The organism is Oceanospirillum beijerinckii DSM 7166 (assembly GCF_000422425.1).
GTDB classification, from domain to species: Bacteria; Pseudomonadota; Gammaproteobacteria; order Pseudomonadales; family Halomonadaceae; genus Oceanospirillum; species Oceanospirillum beijerinckii.
This window is the reverse complement of record NZ_AULT01000061.1, coordinates 14573-29957: the sequence shown is the minus strand read 5'-3', so window position 1 is coordinate 29957 and position 15385 is coordinate 14573. Positions and strand designations below refer to the sequence as shown.

15 protein-coding genes and 1 pseudogene are annotated in these 15385 nt (G+C 49.8%); 10 read left to right on the top strand and 6 right to left on the bottom strand.

Annotated elements, in window-relative coordinates; genetic code table 11:
* Positions 1-227 (bottom strand): annotated as a pseudogene (locus H579_RS29200) (IS110 family transposase); the annotation flags it as partial.
* Positions 228-739: 512 nt separating this feature from the next.
* Between H579_RS29200 and H579_RS0117000 the strand changes: the two are divergent.
* The gene (locus tag H579_RS0117000; protein WP_051227777.1) at positions 740-1246 is read left to right on the top strand and encodes an NYN domain-containing protein; all 507 of its coding nucleotides are present in this window, start codon (positions 740-742) and stop codon (positions 1244-1246) included.
* Between the two features lie 70 nt (positions 1247-1316).
* On the opposite strand, the gene H579_RS26185 is transcribed toward H579_RS0117000, so the two are convergent.
* The 3 genes from H579_RS26185 to H579_RS0116990 all read right to left on the bottom strand — a co-directional run bounded on the left by H579_RS26185 (position 1317) and on the right by H579_RS0116990 (position 3239).
* Positions 1317-2558: a flavin monoamine oxidase family protein gene (locus H579_RS26185; protein WP_281167064.1), complete on the bottom strand. Its 1242-nt coding sequence runs from the start codon at positions 2556-2558 to the stop codon at positions 1317-1319.
* A 17-nt stretch (positions 2559-2575) separates the two neighbouring features.
* Positions 2576-2704, bottom strand: coding sequence for a hypothetical protein (locus H579_RS29900; protein ID WP_281167062.1), 129 nt, complete (start codon positions 2702-2704; stop codon positions 2576-2578).
* Between the two features lie 88 nt (positions 2705-2792).
* Positions 2793-3239: a GNAT family N-acetyltransferase gene (locus H579_RS0116990; protein ID WP_051227771.1), complete on the bottom strand. Its 447-nt coding sequence runs from the start codon at positions 3237-3239 to the stop codon at positions 2793-2795.
* Positions 3240-3418: 179 nt separating this feature from the next.
* Here H579_RS0116990 and H579_RS26180 point away from each other — a divergent pair, with 179 nt between their 5' ends.
* Positions 3419-4300, top strand: a complete 882-nt coding sequence (locus H579_RS26180; RefSeq protein ID WP_051227769.1) for an AraC family transcriptional regulator — start codon at positions 3419-3421, stop codon at positions 4298-4300.
* A gap of 684 nt (positions 4301-4984) precedes the next feature.
* On the opposite strand, the gene H579_RS0116980 is transcribed toward H579_RS26180, so the two are convergent.
* Both H579_RS0116980 and H579_RS0116975 read right to left on the bottom strand, forming a co-directional pair.
* Positions 4985-5284, bottom strand: a complete 300-nt coding sequence (locus H579_RS0116980) for a type II toxin-antitoxin system RelE/ParE family toxin (RefSeq protein ID WP_028301683.1) — start codon at positions 5282-5284, stop codon at positions 4985-4987.
* A 44-nt stretch (positions 5285-5328) separates the two neighbouring features.
* On the bottom strand, positions 5329-5559 hold the full coding sequence (locus tag H579_RS0116975) for an addiction module protein (protein WP_028301682.1): 231 nt from the start codon (positions 5557-5559) through the stop codon (positions 5329-5331).
* A 217-nt stretch (positions 5560-5776) separates the two neighbouring features.
* Between H579_RS0116975 and H579_RS26175 the strand changes: the two genes are divergently transcribed.
* From H579_RS26175 to H579_RS26155, 8 genes are all read left to right on the top strand, one after another.
* Entirely contained in the window at positions 5777-6307 is a 531-nt protein-coding gene (locus H579_RS26175) for a DUF3305 domain-containing protein (RefSeq protein WP_036566515.1), read from the top strand.
* The gene (locus tag H579_RS28040) at positions 6304-7047 is read left to right on the top strand and encodes a DUF3306 domain-containing protein (RefSeq protein WP_051227767.1); all 744 of its coding nucleotides are present in this window, start codon (positions 6304-6306) and stop codon (positions 7045-7047) included. Before H579_RS26175 ends, H579_RS28040 begins: the two co-directional genes overlap by 4 nt.
* A 279-nt stretch (positions 7048-7326) precedes the next feature.
* Complete coding sequence (locus H579_RS26165) at positions 7327-9156, top strand: 4Fe-4S binding protein (RefSeq protein WP_028301681.1); 1830 nt, start codon at positions 7327-7329, stop codon at positions 9154-9156.
* A gap of 13 nt (positions 9157-9169) precedes the next feature.
* Positions 9170-9814 (top strand): TorD/DmsD family molecular chaperone, encoded by a 645-nt coding sequence (locus tag H579_RS0116955; protein WP_028301680.1) that lies wholly within the window; start codon positions 9170-9172, stop codon positions 9812-9814.
* Positions 9815-10218: 404 nt separating this feature from the next.
* Positions 10219-10434 carry a twin-arginine translocation signal domain-containing protein gene (locus H579_RS0116950; protein ID WP_245583296.1) on the top strand — a complete coding sequence of 72 codons (216 nt, stop codon included), beginning with the start codon at positions 10219-10221 and terminating at the stop codon, positions 10432-10434.
* 18 nt (positions 10435-10452) lie between these two features.
* Positions 10453-13320, top strand: coding sequence for a formate dehydrogenase subunit alpha (locus H579_RS0116945; RefSeq protein ID WP_028301678.1), 2868 nt, complete (start codon positions 10453-10455; stop codon positions 13318-13320).
* 61 nt (positions 13321-13381) lie between these two features.
* Positions 13382-14077, top strand: coding sequence for a formate dehydrogenase FDH3 subunit beta (fdh3B, locus tag H579_RS26160; RefSeq protein WP_084624191.1), 696 nt, complete (start codon positions 13382-13384; stop codon positions 14075-14077).
* 99 nt (positions 14078-14176) lie between these two features.
* A complete protein-coding gene (locus H579_RS26155) occupies positions 14177-15247 on the top strand; it encodes a formate dehydrogenase subunit gamma (RefSeq protein WP_036566512.1) in 1071 nt (356 codons plus the stop codon).
* The last annotated feature ends 138 nt before the right edge of the window (positions 15248-15385 follow it).

Below are 15385 nucleotides of genomic sequence, written 5' to 3'. Positions count from 1 at the left end.
GGCATAAGGCGAACATCATGCCCTAAACTGATCAACTCTCTAGCCCAATAATGAGAACCGCCACAAGCCTCCATACCTATTAAGCAAGGCTGTAATTTGGCAAAAAACGATAGAAACTGACTTCTTCTCAAAGATTTCTTCAAACAGCAGTGCCCTAATTTATCTAAAGCATGAATTTGAAAAATATTCTTTGCTAAATCAACACCAATAACAGATAACTGTTTCATTGCTGCACCCTCTACTGATTTATACCGACCTATGGGAAGTATAGAGGGGCGTCCATCTCATTATTTTATTCATGCGCCCTTGCAAGCTTATGAAGCTTGCAAGGTTAACCGCTTTAAGCTGCCAGCCCTTCAGGGTTGCCATCCATACAACCTGATAACCTAACTTACAACAGCCCTTATTCATCGCTAACGCATTGATTTTTCTTAAAACGTAGCATATCAATTTTTCGATGTGGTTTAGCCTAGGGAAAACCCTAGCATCAGCTGTTTTGTTGATCTAAGTTAATGGGATTGAGGCAATATGTTTATGGGTGGGCATACTCTCCCCTCTTGCACTCTTAGTCACTACGAATCGATATCAAAAGTCATAGCCATTGGTTTTTTGATCGAAAGCGCGGCCTGTTATAATGCTGTTCGCAGTTATTCTGGTGAAGCCGGTTGCGGCTTTCTTTCTGGCTGCATCACTCCACAGTCGTATTTATCATCCCATTGCGTACCAAAGTAGGTAAAGAATGCAAGGCCAAGAGAACACGTCGGATAAAAATAATAAGTCAATTGCTGTCTTTGCTGATATTCAGAATATCTACTACACCACGCGTCAGGCTTACGGTCGGTCATTTAACTATCGTCGTTTCTGGCAACATTTGAGTTATCAGGGCGATATTGTTTTGGCGAATGCTTATGCGATTGACAGTGGCGATGCCGGGCAGCAGAAGTTTCAGTCGGCACTCAAGCATATCGGTTTTGACGTTAAGCTAAAGCCTTTTATCCAGCGCAGTGATGGTTCTGCTAAGGGTGATTGGGATGTGGGTATCACGATTGATATTTTGGATGCGGCTAAGAAGGTCGATGTGATTGTATTGCTCTCTGGGGATGGTGACTTTGATCTGTTGTTGGAGCGGGTTAAGCAGGATGGGGTTCAAACGGAGGTTTATGGTGTACCGGCGCTGAGTGCGGATTCTCTGGTGCGTGTGTGCGATAAGTTTAATGCTATCGATGAGGGGATGCTGGTGCTTTAACGTCTGTAATCAGGGCGAACCCTCTGGCTATTTATGTGTGAGCAGCATACAGCTGCCCTGTGTGAGTTAGTTAAAGATCGGATATCTGTTCGGCGGCGATAAGCCCGGATATATAGGCTCCATGTACGGTCGCTGGGAAGTCTTCAGACGTGGCCTCCCCCGCAAAAAACAGACGTTGGTTAATCGGTTGTGCCAGTGCTTGACGGGATCGAATGCTTGCAGGGATGCCGTCTGAAATGCCATTAAATGAATAGGCACCCAATGCGTAAGGGTCTCGGTTCCAGCGCGTCAGTTGCCAACTCTCCGGTTGTGGGATATTTCGGCCATAGATGGTCCTTAACACGGCCATAGCATCTTCAATGATCTCTTCATCGCTCCAGCCTTCGGTCTTTATGGCATAATCTGCGGCGTTAAAGCCGAGTAACACGGGTTTATCAATATAGAAAGCCACATTCAGCCATTCGTTCCAGCGGCCATGCTCTTGTGAAATCCAGTTGATAATCTCGGTGTCGGTGTCCCAGAAGGGATAAGGGAATCTTAGAAACAACTTATTCAACAAACCAGAGCCTATTGCTGAGATCGCTTGTTGTTTGGTTTGGGGTAGCGGTGGTTCAAAGCTCACCTGACCACTTTTCAATACGCCTATCGGTAGAGTGATCACCACTCTGTCGGCGCTGAACTCTCCTTGATTGGAACGCACTATAACGCCCTCTGAGCTATGGCTGATCTTTTGTACGATCTGATTGAGCCTGATATCCAGGCCTGATGCTAAAAAGTCTGTCAGCTGACCATAGCCATTGGGGAAGATCACATCACCACCGTTATAAGCTTCAGCATCATCGAGGTTGTAGGCCGATAGTTCCCGGTAACTGCCAGAAAACTCGTGCTCTATTGTGGTATTGATTAAGTGCAATACTTGTTGCTGCTGTCGGCTATTGAGGCTGTGCCACAGGTTGCTGGCTTGAATTGCTTCGGCGAGGGTTTGGTGCCGTTCAGCGTTATTTTCGACAATGGCGGCGAGCTGTTCAAACAACCCATACATCTCTTCTTCACTGTCAGAGTTCAGCACGGTGCCGTTAGTGTCATACACCACTGAGTTATCGTAATTTGTCGCCTGTGAGCGGACTGCCCCTACTTCGTCAGCCAGATCAGTCAATGGGTTGCGCTGTGTGCCATGAATCCACGACGCGCCTAAATCAACGGGAATATCGTCCCAGACACGACTGGTCCAAATGCGGCCTCCGATGCGGTCTCTGGCTTCTAATACTGTGACGTTATAGCCTTGACGGCTCAGGTTATTAGCGGCGGCCAGCCCCGATATTCCTGCCCCTATGACCAGTACCGTTTCACTGCGGCCTGTTTTATCATCTTTTGCTCTGTTGCCGCTTGAGTGCTTTTACCGCAGGCGGTTAGTAAGGTCGTCAGTGTACTCAGTAAGAGAAACTGTCTTCTATTCATGGGCAACTCCGGTATTTTCTCAGGCTGATCAGGCACGCTATTTGAAAAACGGTCGACTAAAGCGCTATCTGGCCAAGACCCCATCCTGCTAAATGTTTGCTTCTATCCTTTTAGAATAGAAGCGCATGGCTTCACTGGGCTGAAAACCTTGCTTTTGGTAGAAGCTGGCAGCTGCAATTTGATGCTCTGTGGTGAGATAAATCCCTTTTACCGCCTGCTGTTGCAGTGTCTCCTGTAATGCGTGCATCAAGCGTTGGCCGTTGCCAGCGTTTTGGGCCATTGGATCAACACACATCTCCCGTAGGTAAAACAGATCGCCAAAATAGAAAGGCTCTATATTGCCTAGCGCAAACCCGAGCAAGCCGTGATCCTGAAGCAATACGCCGGTAAACCCTTTTGATTGATAAAAGTGGCTGAGGCGTTGTAAAGCGGCCTCTTGACTCCAGGGTTCGTTCCAAGGAGGTTGTGAGAACACCTGAGCGAACAGCTCAGCGCAGGCAGGTAAATCTTGTTCACTGATGTTACGGATATCCATATCTGATGCTCTTTCCAATTTAGCTGATACTTGGTGCTGATGGACCATATTCTATAACCGAGAAAGATCCGATTACCACCAATAACAGGTAACCGAAGTAAACACTTTCTTCTGGTAGACAACCTGTTCTACTATAAAGCGTATCACAGCTATCAATAAAACAATCTTGAGACCACGCCATGGACCGACTAACCGCTTTGCTTGAGGTCTACCCTCCAATCACCCACGGTATTACGGCTATTACACTGTCAGCCGGTGACGGCCTGGAGCAGCACTGTGAAAACAATTGCTCGGTGATCTATCTGCAAAATAGCGGTAGTTCTCAAGTTCAGATGTTTTTTGCGGACTCGGGCTCTGAGGCGTCTGGCGTACTCAATAGTGTCACAATCATTGATCTGAAACCTGGCGATCTGCTGTGGTTGCCTCAAGGTAAGGGTCGCTTTATCAGTAGTGTAAATGGCGCGGAACTGAGTCATATTAATCTGGCTTTTGGCGACCAGACCCAAAACATGTTGATGGATACCCTGCCCCAGGCCCTGCCTATTCCTGGCTCTCAGTTCGATAGCTCCGATATGGCCCCGCTTATCCAACTGATGACCCTGGAAGCCTTGCAACCTCGCTGTGGTCAATCCGTGGTGTTAAATCGGTTGGCCGAGGTACTTTTGGTCAAGATGTTGCGCTATATCATCGCCCATCACACTATAGAAACAGGAGTGCTGGGTGGTTTAGCTGATCTCAGATTAGCGAAAGCGCTGACTGCTGTGCATCAGAATCCGGCCTTTAGCTGGAACCTGGAAAATCTGGCACACACTGCGGGTATGTCTCGCACCGCTTTTAGTCAGCAATTTAAACGTGTTGTCGGTTATACCCCTGCGGACTATGTTACCCACTGGCGTATGCGTATCGCCTGCCAGAGGCTTTTACATGGCAAAGAAGGTATTGGGCAGATTGGTGAACAGCTGGGCTATCAGAGTGAAACCGCCTTTAGGCGTGCTTTTCGCCGTGCTCTGGGCATCCCACCGGGAGAATATAAAAAGCAGCAGCTGGAACAGGCCGCTTGATTTCTTACTGCGTCTCTATGTGACTGAGCGGTATAGATCTCAACAGTTTGGATAGCCATTAACCGAGGCGAAAACTTACTTTCCAACCTCAAGCAGCTATCACGGCCGGTTTGAGATGCTTTGTGCTACCTGAGATCCATCGATTAAAGCCCTTCTGTTTATCACTAAAAGACTTATCTCCAGTCGCTGTAATTTTAGAAAAGGCTGAAAAACTGGGTAGTTACGCCCATTTTTCCGCATGTGCGCAATACAACTGCCCCATAAAGTCGCGCGACAAATCATTTCCCTTTTTTTCCTAAGTCTTTTAGTGATTGTGACAGAATTGAATCATGCCAAAAGTTGGCACCACGGTTGCATTATATAGGTATGTTGTCCGACCTTAACGGTGCCACCCTGCACGATATCCGTAATAGGTCCCGTTAGCTGCCATGTATCGGACAACAGTTTGGGGTTGTTCTGCGCCGTTCGGTTCGACATTCTGTTCGACTGGCTCGCACCTGACGGTGACGGCGCTTTTTTACCCTGAGCCCTAATCGCTTGATCACTTTGTTTTGATCTATCCAGCAAGGCTATTCACACAATAGTACCCTCATTACTGGAAACTAAATCCAGACCTTTCTCTGGTGCCCACTGTTGAGCTTCTCCAGTGGGTTATTTTTATTTCTCCCTGACCAGTAAAAAGCTTCATTGTACTCGGCTAATCCAATACATGGGTCTGCGTTTCTGATGGGCAACAGCCAGGATCTGAATCTGCTCTGATTCAGATTGACGCAAAATAATGGAGAATGGGTATGTTGGAAGTAAAGCTCTACGGATATTAGGCTTACGAGCTACCGGATAAAGCTTTGGTGATAAACACACGCTGGACATAGCCTGCTCAAACTCTGCCAGCAACCTTTTCCCGATACCAGGCGCTTTACTTTCATAATAAGAAATGGATTCTAACAGCTCAGCCTCGGCTGACGGGTGGAGTATATAATTCATATCGACATCCTGTCATTCTGGTGCTTTATTCCTGTTTGAGATGTTTATCCCTGTTTAAGTAGTGCCCGTGCTTTTTTCAAGAATTCCTCAGCAGGTACTCCACGCACTTCACCAGAGTCTAACTGCTTAGCACGCCGCTCTGCTTCATCCAACCAATCATTTTCCAACTCTGCATCAGATGGCTGATCCAGACTTAATACCAGTTTTCTTACCAGCTCAGCCCTGTCCTTTTCTGACAGCTGTAGCGCCTCAGTTTCAATGGCTTTTAAGTTCATTGTGGTTTCCTTAGAGACTGTTATCTCTTAATTGTATTTGACCTGAGCAGACATGCAATCTCATTCAGGAATGTCCAAAAGCAGGATTGTCGCAAACTCTGCCTTTCTCCCCCTAATTTCCCTTCTTTTCCCTACCCGCACTGGCTCACTCCTTGCCCTCTATTGAGTAACGATAAAAAGATTAACGATAAAAAGTTTCTGTGAGCAAGGATTACCTATGACTCTCAACCCTGATACCCCTTCTGATAAACACTCTGACAAAAAACCTGCCCGCACGCCAAGCAGCTGGCGGCTGGGCATTGAACTGGTTGCCGAAGAGATCAGTCGTGGCCGCTGGACCAGCCTGAACTGGAAAGTAAAACAACTGTGGCCCGATGAGGACAGCTGGCAACAAAGTCTGTTGCAACAACCTCGTGATACCGATCTGACCACTTTTCTGGATCTGGTGCTCTACCGGGACGAGCGCTCGGCGTATCGCTTTAACCTGACCTCTGTACAACCACACCTGTTTATTCAGTGTGATGAGGATGAAGAGAACGACCGTTGGATTCCCAATGAGATCACCGCCTGTCAGGACGTCGCTGGTGAATGGCTGGACGGTGAGCACTCCGTATTGGAAACCCCGATGCCGGAAGCGATTCAGTGCTGGCTGGAAGCCTACATGGCGGAACACGGTGAATTGATCGAGCATAAGAAAAAGCGTCGTTATGCTGAAGGCGGCAAGAAAAAGCAGCGGGAGGCCCTATGAGCGAAGGTTCTTTCCTATCCCGCTGGTCCCGTCGTAAGCAGGAACAGACGCCTGCAGAGCCGGTAACAGAGCCGACTGATCAGGTAGATAACGCATCAGGTGTTACGCCTAAGGTTGCTATTGATGATGCTGATCATATGGCAGCGCAAAAAACAACCATCCAACAGGTAGGGTTAAAGGAATCAGATCCTGATAAATCTGCGTTTCTGCCTGGGGATGATCTGGCGCAAGCCTCAACTGACCTCCCCGTTGCCCACCAAGCATCGACTGATCATACAGATGCGTCAATTAGTGACGTTCAGGCCAAACCTCTCAGTGATGAGGATATGCCCGATGTAACGACACTGGACGGCAACAGCGATGTCAGCGGCTTCTTCTCTGAAGACGTCAGCGAAAAGCTGAGGAAAAAAGCCCTTAAAGCGATGTTCTTAAGCCCGGAGTTTAACCTGCGTGATGGCCTGGAAGATTATGACGATGACTTCAGCATCATGCCATCCCTATCGGAGAAGGTAGCGGCCAGCCTGCGCACCTGGGTGGATGAAAAAGACCCAGAAGAGATGCTGGACAAGATGACAGAAACCCATGGGTCAGCAACAGAATCTGATGAGCCCATCGACCCTGAAATTTACGACGAAAGTGCAATAAAGCCTCAGGAAAACAATGAATTAATAGAAGACGATCAACTTAAGTCTGATATTTCAACACCTTCTGAAGTAGCAAGCACCCAAAACACGGCCTAGACAAAATGGGTCATTTTTCCCGTGGTCATTTTTACCTAGGACAAAATGTCCCTGTTTTTAGTCAGTCTTCTACTACCACCAGAACCGAACGGTGAACCGGTTGTTTTGTTTTCACAACAACAGGTCTGGCATTTGCTTCTTGCTTAGTGACTTTTCTCGAAAACCTGAACCTCGATAAAAGCCGACCAGTGTGCCCAAGAGCACACGAAAAAAATAAAAAAGCAAAAATAACGAGCAATGCCACCGTTTTTGATGCATCAAAGCGGATGAGGAAACCCCATGACAGCTCAGTTCAATGAACAGCAGCTAAAGAATCAAAATGCGCGTCAAGCCGCGTTGACGGCCTTGTCACGTCCGGAAAATCTGGCAGCACCGAGTATCGCCTACCATTCTGGCGGTCACTTGTTGATTATCGGTGCAGACGATCTCGCCCGGCTGGCAGCCCTGCAGCTCTTGCGCAATAAAGAGTCAGGGGTTGCCAGCCTCTCCCTACTGATTACTGATCCCGTTCAGGATATGAATAACCCACTGCTGGAACAGGCGTTAACCGATACCCAGCAGATACCGGTAGCTTACGGCTCTATTGAGAGTGTTGAGGGTTATCTGGGACAGTTTGAACTGACCGTAAAACCGACTCAGGTTGTTGACTCTCTACCGGCTGTAGGCACTCTACCGGCTGTAGGCACTCAAGCTGCTTCTGAGCAATCAGAACAAGAGACTGCTGCAGAAAAAACAGTTGCCGAACAGGCACTGGCGGCAATGGAGTTGGTTTCCCTGGCTCCGGCGCTGATTCAGCGCAGCCATTATGATCTGATTCTGGATCTGGGCCGCGAACCGGCACTGGCTCAGGAACTATCACCACCGGGTTATTTCCATGTTGCCCCCGGCAGTAGCCAACTGCAGCAGGTGCTAACGGATCTGCCGGATATGGTGGGTGAATTTGAGAAGCCTCTGTACTTCAGAATCAACACCGATATTTGTGCACACAGCAGCCGGGGTTTAACCGGCTGTACCCGTTGTTTGGATGTGTGCCCAGCGGATGCGATCAGCAGTATCGATCGACAGATCGAAGTGGATTCGCATTTGTGTCACGGTGCTGGTAGTTGTTCTACCGCCTGCCCTACCGGTGCGATCAGCTACGCCATGCCTAAAAGCAGCATGATGGCGGACTATATGACCCGTCTGCTGCAGATGTATCGCGATCAGGGTGGCTTAAACCCTGTGATCGTTCTATACGGTGAAGAGACAGAAATTGATCAGGCGAATCTGGCTCCAAATCTAATACCTGTAGCGCTGGAAGAAGTGGCTAACCTAGGCATTGAACTCTGGATGCATATGTTCAGCCAGGGTTGTCAGCAGATTATCCTGCTAACGGATAACAGCACGCCTGATAGCCTGATCCAGCTGCTGAATCGTGAAATCCAGTTAAGCCAACAACTGCTGGAATCTTTGGGTTACTCCAAAACAGCGATCCAGCTGGTTAGCGACAGTCAACAACTGAACCACTCTCAGTTTGTAACGGACGCAGGTGTTCAGGTTCCGGCCAATATCCATATCAACTACAGCAGCCAATTTGAAGAACCCAGCAAGCGTGATCGCCTGTTAGGTTCGCTCAATCACCTGCATCAGTTTGCCGATGTTCAGCCGCTGGAAGTCAGCCTAAGCAGTAACGCACCTTTTGGTCAGATCAGCATCGACAGTGATAGCTGCACCCTGTGTATGTCCTGTGCAGCAGTTTGCCCCACCGGCAGTATCAGCACGGAAGAAAACACCCCGGTACTGAACTTCCTTGAAGCCGATTGTGTGCAGTGTGGTCTGTGTGAAGCGGCCTGCCCTGAAAAATCCGTAACCCGTGAACAGCGTTTTGTCTTTGATCGTAAAGTGCGCGATGAAAAACGTGTCATCAACAAAGATGAACCTTTCTGCTGTATTGATTGCGGTAAAGCCTTCGCCCCGACCAGCACCGTCAAAATGATGAAAGAGAAGCTGAAAGGTCATGCCATGTTTGCCGGTGATGCCATCAAGCGCCTGGAGCGCTGTGAAGATTGCCGCGTGAAAGATATTTACCGGGGTCTGGCTGCAGACCCTAGCGCTCAACTGAACCTGTAAGGGAGATAACACTATGACTGCTGAATTCTGCCCTGCCCTGACTGAACAGGATCAACTGCGCGCGGATATTTATAGCCTGCTGGCGGCCCTGCTGCGTCAGGTTCCCAGCCCTGAAATGATGCAGTGGCTGGAGTCACTGGAAGCAGATGATCAGGACAGCTCCGATATGGGCAAAGCCTGGTTAACCCTGCAACTGGCAGCCCGTCATGCCAATCCAGAGCAACTGGAAGATGAATATCAGGAACTTTTTATCGGCCTGGGTCGTGGTGAGCTGGTGCCTTATGGCTCCTGGTATCTGACCGGCTCTCTGATGGAAACCCCGCTGGCGATTCTGCGACAGGATCTGATTCGTCTGGGTTTCGAACGTGCAGAAGATGTGAAAGAACCGGAAGACCACGCCGCCGCCCTGTTTGAGGTGATGGCTTATCTGGTCGCCAGCGGTAATACCCTGAACACCCAGAAAGCCTTTTATGACCGCCATATCGGTGCCTGGATCGAGCGCTTTTCCAAAGACCTTCAGCAAGCCAATGCCGCCGTATTTTACAGCAGCGTTGGCACTCTGTGTCGCGCTTTTACTGATTTTGAAAGCGATATGTTTGGTGCCATCAGTGATGAGATCCAGGCGACAGAAATCAAGGGAAATCATATTCCCAATTAAACAACGGTGTAGGTCGGAAAAGCCGCCAGGCGCCTTCCGACAATACCGAGTCCAACAGCTGTCGGATGGCGCTTCGCTTATCCAACCAACCAGAACTGAACAAGTCTGGTAAGAAACAAAGTTGTACGAGAAAGATAAAAAATAAAAGGCTGCTAAAGCCAGCAACAGAGCTTGAAAAAAGCCTGAAAAAAATACGAACCCCGTTCCGGCTGCCGACGTCCGCTCACAAAGCAGGTGATAAACAGCCGCAACAGTCGCGTAAAACACATAACAGAAAGAAACCAGTTAGTAGACAGAATGATCTCTGCGAAGAGAACAAAAGACTGCTAAGCCCTACGGGCAAAGGGATCACGGTCGGTACCGCTAAATCCGACAGTGATCAAGCGGAAATGAGGAGAACTTTTGTGACTGACAACAATAAAAAAGACCTGAAACAGGCGGGACGCCGTCAGTTTCTGAAAGCGCTTACCGCAGGTGGTGCGGTTGCCGGTCTGGCAGCGATGACTGCCGGTCAGGCGGTTGCCGCAACGAATGATGTACCGGCTAAACCGGCCCCTGAAGATAAGAAGGGTTACCGCGAAACCGATCACATTCGTTCCTACTATGACACCTTGCGTTAATCAGCCGGAGAAACAGCGATGAAACTGACGAAAAAGCACAGCTCCGGCGACAGCGTCGTAGCAGAAAAAGGCAGCAAGGGTCTGGGCCTGAGCCGTCGTAGCTTCCTGAAGAATACCGGTATCACCACTGGTGGTATCGCGGCAGCCAGCTTTATGGGCAATGGCATGATCCGTAAAGCGGAAGCCAAAACCACTTACAGCGATGCACCAAAAGAAGTTAAGCGTACCATCTGCTCCCACTGTTCCGTGGGTTGTGGTGTTTATGCCGAAGTACAAAACGGTGTCTGGACTCACCAGGAACCGGCTTTTGACCACCCGATCAACCGTGGTGCACACTGTGCCAAGGGTGCGGCTCTGCGTGAGCACGGTCATGGCGAACGTCGCTTGAAATACCCAATGAAGCTGGTGAACGGCAAATGGCAGAAACTGAGCTGGGATCAGGCGATCAATGAGATCGGTGACAAAACTCAGCAGATCCGTCAGGAGTCCGGCCCGGATTCTGTTTACTTCCTGGGTTCCGCGAAGCACAACAACGAGCAGGCCTACCTGTTCCGCAAGTTTGCCTCTCTATGGGGCACCAACAACGTTGACCACCAGGCACGTATCTGTCACTCCACCACGGTAGCCGGTGTGGCTAACACCTGGGGTTACGGTGCGATGACCAACTCCTTCAACGACATGCACTTTGCCAAGTCGGTGATTCTGATTGGTTCTAACCCAGCCGAAGCCCACCCGGTTTCCATGCAGCACATTCTGATCGCTAAAGAGCAGAATAAAGCCAAGCTGATCGTGGTTGATCCTCGTTTCACCCGTACCGCCGCAAAAGCGAACGAATACGTGCGTATCCGTCCAGGCACTGACGTAGCTTACGTTTGGGGCCTGCTGTGGCACATCTTCGAAAACGGCTGGGAAGACAAGCAGTTTATCGAGCAGCGTGTTTACGGCATGGAAGAAGTGCTGGAAGAAGTGAAACGCTGGAATCCTGCCGAAGTTGAAAACGTGACCGGCGTTGGCGAAGAGCAGATGCGTAAAGTGGCTAAGATGCTGGCTACTAACCGTCCGGGTTCTGTTGTTTGGTGTATGGGTGGTACTCAGCACACCACAGGTAACAACAACACCCGTGCTTACTGCATCCTGATGCTGGCCCTGGGTAACATGGGTACCAGCGGTGGCGGTGCGAATATTTTCCGTGGTCACGATAACGTACAGGGCGCAACCGATCTGGGCGTACTGTCTCACACCCTGCCAGGCTACTATGGCCTGTCTGACGGTGCCTGGAAGCACTGGTGTGGTGTTTGGGGTCTGGACTTTGACTGGGTAAATGCACGTTTCGACCAGAACAAATACAATGGTAAAGCCCCACGTAACAACTCCGGTATTCCTGTCTCCCGCTGGATCGATGGCGTTCTGGAAGACAAGAACAAGATCGAGCAGAAAGATAATATCCGCGCCATGTTCTACTGGGGTCACGCGGTAAACTCTCAGACCCGTGGGCCTGAGATGAAAACCGCAATGGAGAAAATGGATCTGATGGTCATTGTTGACCCCTATCCAACCCACGCCGCGGTTATGCATGACCGTACCGATGGCGTTTACCTGCTACCAGCCTGTACCCAGTTTGAAACCTATGGTTCTGTGACCAACTCCAGCCGCTCTATGCAGTGGCGTGATAAGGTAGTTGATCCTCTGTTTGAATCGAAAACAGACCACGAAATCATGTACCTGTTTGCGAAGAAATGGGGCATCGCGGATCAGCTGTTCAAAAATATCAAGGTGGAAGGCAACATTCCTTACATCGAAGATATTACCCGTGAATTCAACCGGGGTATGTGGACCATCGGTTACACCGGTCAAAGCCCAGAACGTCTGAAGCAACACCAACAAAACTGGCACACTTTCGATTTCGATACCCTGAAAGCGGAAGGCGGCCCTGCCGATGGTGATTACTACGGTATGCCTTGGCCATGTTGGGGCACCCCGGAAATGGGCCACCCAGGCACACCGATTCTGTACGATACCAGCAAGCCTGTGGCTGAAGGTGGTCTGAACTTCCGTGCCCGTTTCGGCGTAGAACGTGACGGCGTTAACCTGCTGGCTGAAGGCTCCGCCCCGGTCGGCAGTGAGATTGGTGACGGTCACCCAGAGTTCTCCGCTAAGCTGCTGAAACAGCTGGGCTGGTGGAAAGACCTGAGCGCAGAAGAGCAGAAAGCCGCTGAAGATAAAAACTGGAAGACCGACCTGTCCGGTGGTATCCAGCGTGTAGCCATTAAGCATGGCTGTGCGCCGTTTGGTAACGCTAAGGCCCGTGCTGTGGTTTGGACCTTCCCGGATAAAGTCCCTCTGCACCGTGAGCCCCTGTACACCAATCGTCGTGACCTGCTGAAAGATTACGCGACCTGGAAAGACTCCGAGTCCATGTACCGCCTGCCGACCCTGTATGAATCCATCCAGAAGAAAGATGTGTCAAAGGAATACCCGATTATTCTGACCTCTGGCCGTCTGGTGGAATACGAGGGTGGTGGTGAAGAAACCCGTTCCAACCCTTGGCTGGCTGAACTGCAACAGGAGATGTTCGCAGAGATCAATCCTTACGATGCCAACAACCTGAATATCCGTGATGGCGCAGATGTCTGGGTGGAAGGTGCTGAAGGTGGCCGCATTAAAGTGAAAGCTATGGTAACCCGTCGTGTTGACCGTGGTGTGGTATTCGTACCCTTCCACTTCGGCGGTAAGTACCAGGGTAAAGACCTGACCAGTAAATACCCGCAAGGCAGCGCGCCTTACGTGGTGGGTGAAGCGGCGAATACCGCCACCACTTACGGTTATGACCCTGTGACTCAGATGCAGGAAACCAAAGTGACCCTGTGTAAAGTTACACCGGCTTAAACATTGATGTAGTGCGTCAGATCCGCCAGATCTGACGTGAATCACCTTTGAGGATTGAATAATGGCTAAAATGAAATTCCTGTGTGACTCAGAGCGCTGCATTGAATGTAACGGCTGTGTCACCGCCTGTAAGAATGCCAATGAGACAGAATGGGGCATTCAGCGTCGTCGAGTGGTTACTATTGACGATGGTGAACCGAATGAGACCTCCATTTCGGTCGCCTGTATGCATTGTACCGATGCGCCTTGTATGGCCGTTTGCCCGACAGACTGTTTCTATCAGACTGATGATGGCATCGTACTGCACGACAAGGATCTGTGTATCGGTTGTGGTTACTGTCTGTTTGCTTGTCCGTTTGGTGCGCCTCAGTTCCCTTCCGAGGGTGCGTTTGGTGAGCGTGGCAAGATGGATAAATGTACGTTCTGTGCCGGTGGCCCGGAAGAAGATCCAGCCAAACAGAAAGCAAAATACGGCGCAAACCGTATTGCAGAGGGCAAACTGCCACTGTGTGCTGAAATGTGCTCCACAAAAGCCCTGCTAGCGGGTGATGCTCAGAAAGTGTCTGACATCTTCCGTGAGCGTGTGGTTTACCGTGGTCATAAAGATGGTGCCTGGTCTTCTGTGGATGAGCAAAAAGCCGCTCCTGGAAAACAAGGGCCTGAAGCTCTGGTACCGGGTCAGATGGACTCACAACAGATGGCCGCTCTGGCCAGCGAACTTGCCGTTGATGCCAGCAATATTATTGCAAAGGCATAAAGCTTGCTAAGCAAGGTGACCTTTGGGTCATTTTAACCAGTGGGACCGGACTGCAACGGCCCCACTGATTTCAACGCAACGTTTTCAGGTCAAATTATCATGACAAAAACAACTCAGCCCGATAGCCGTACAGTTAAGGCGTTATTACAAGTCTTTGCTGTTTTGGTTTTGGCAGGCTTGGCTATTTTACTCTTCTCCCCTCACGCGGGTGCCGATGATGCGGCAGCAAAAGTGCAAGGCAACTTTGCCGGGGCAGATTACTGGCGTGAAGTGTCGGACGGCACTGTCGGTTACACCACATCAAAAGGCGCAGAACATGGCCAATTGATCAATGTAAGCGGTGAACGCTGGCGCGAATTGCGCAACAAATGGATCAGCCCAGGTGGCTTGTATGCAATTGGTGGTAGCCTGGGCCTGTTGACCCTGGTTTATCTGACCCTGGGTTGCATGAAGCTGGACAAACCCCGCACAGGTCGCTTGATTCTGCGTTGGGGTCTGTTTGATCGTGCTATGCATTGGTTTGTCGCGATCACCTTCCTGACTCTGGCCTTTACCGGCCTGAATATTCTGTACGGTAAGCACTTTATCCCGGAATATTTTGGTTACGATATCTGGAAGAACCTGATTGCACTGTCCAAGTTCCTGCATAACTATATCGGCCCTATCTTCTCTATTGGTCTGCTGGTGATGATTATCCGTTGGTTTGGGAATAACTTCTTCAACATGACCGATGTGAAGTGGTTTATTCAGGGCGGTGGTCTGATCGGCAACAAACACCCGAGTGCAGAGTTTCTGAACGGTGGTGAAAAAGGCTGGTATTGGGCACTGACCATTCTGGGTCTGGTTGTCGTCGGCAGTGGTCTGGTTCTTGACTTCCCTCTCTTCGGTTTGACCCGTAACGATATGCAGACCGCCAACCTGATCCATGGCGGCGTATCTCTGTTACTGGTTGCCATCTCTCTGGGCCATATCTATATCGGTACTATCGGTTCCGAAGGTGCTCTGGAAGGTATGAAGACAGGTTATGTAGACGAAACCTGGGCCAAGCAGCACCACGATCTGTGGTACGCAGAGGTTAAAGATCAAGCGATTGATCCTGCTCAGGCGCAGACTGACAAATCCGGCAAAGCGGATAAGCCTGGCAATGCTGAAAAGGCAGAGCAAGCTTAATTGTTCGTAGCAGTTTTTGTTTGCATGCCTGAATAGAAAGAGGAGCCTGGTGCTCCTCTTTTTCATTTTCTTTTGTATCTGAATTAGTCTCGCGGCTATCACTCAGCCGAGAAACTTGGTCCATTGTATCTCTGCAAT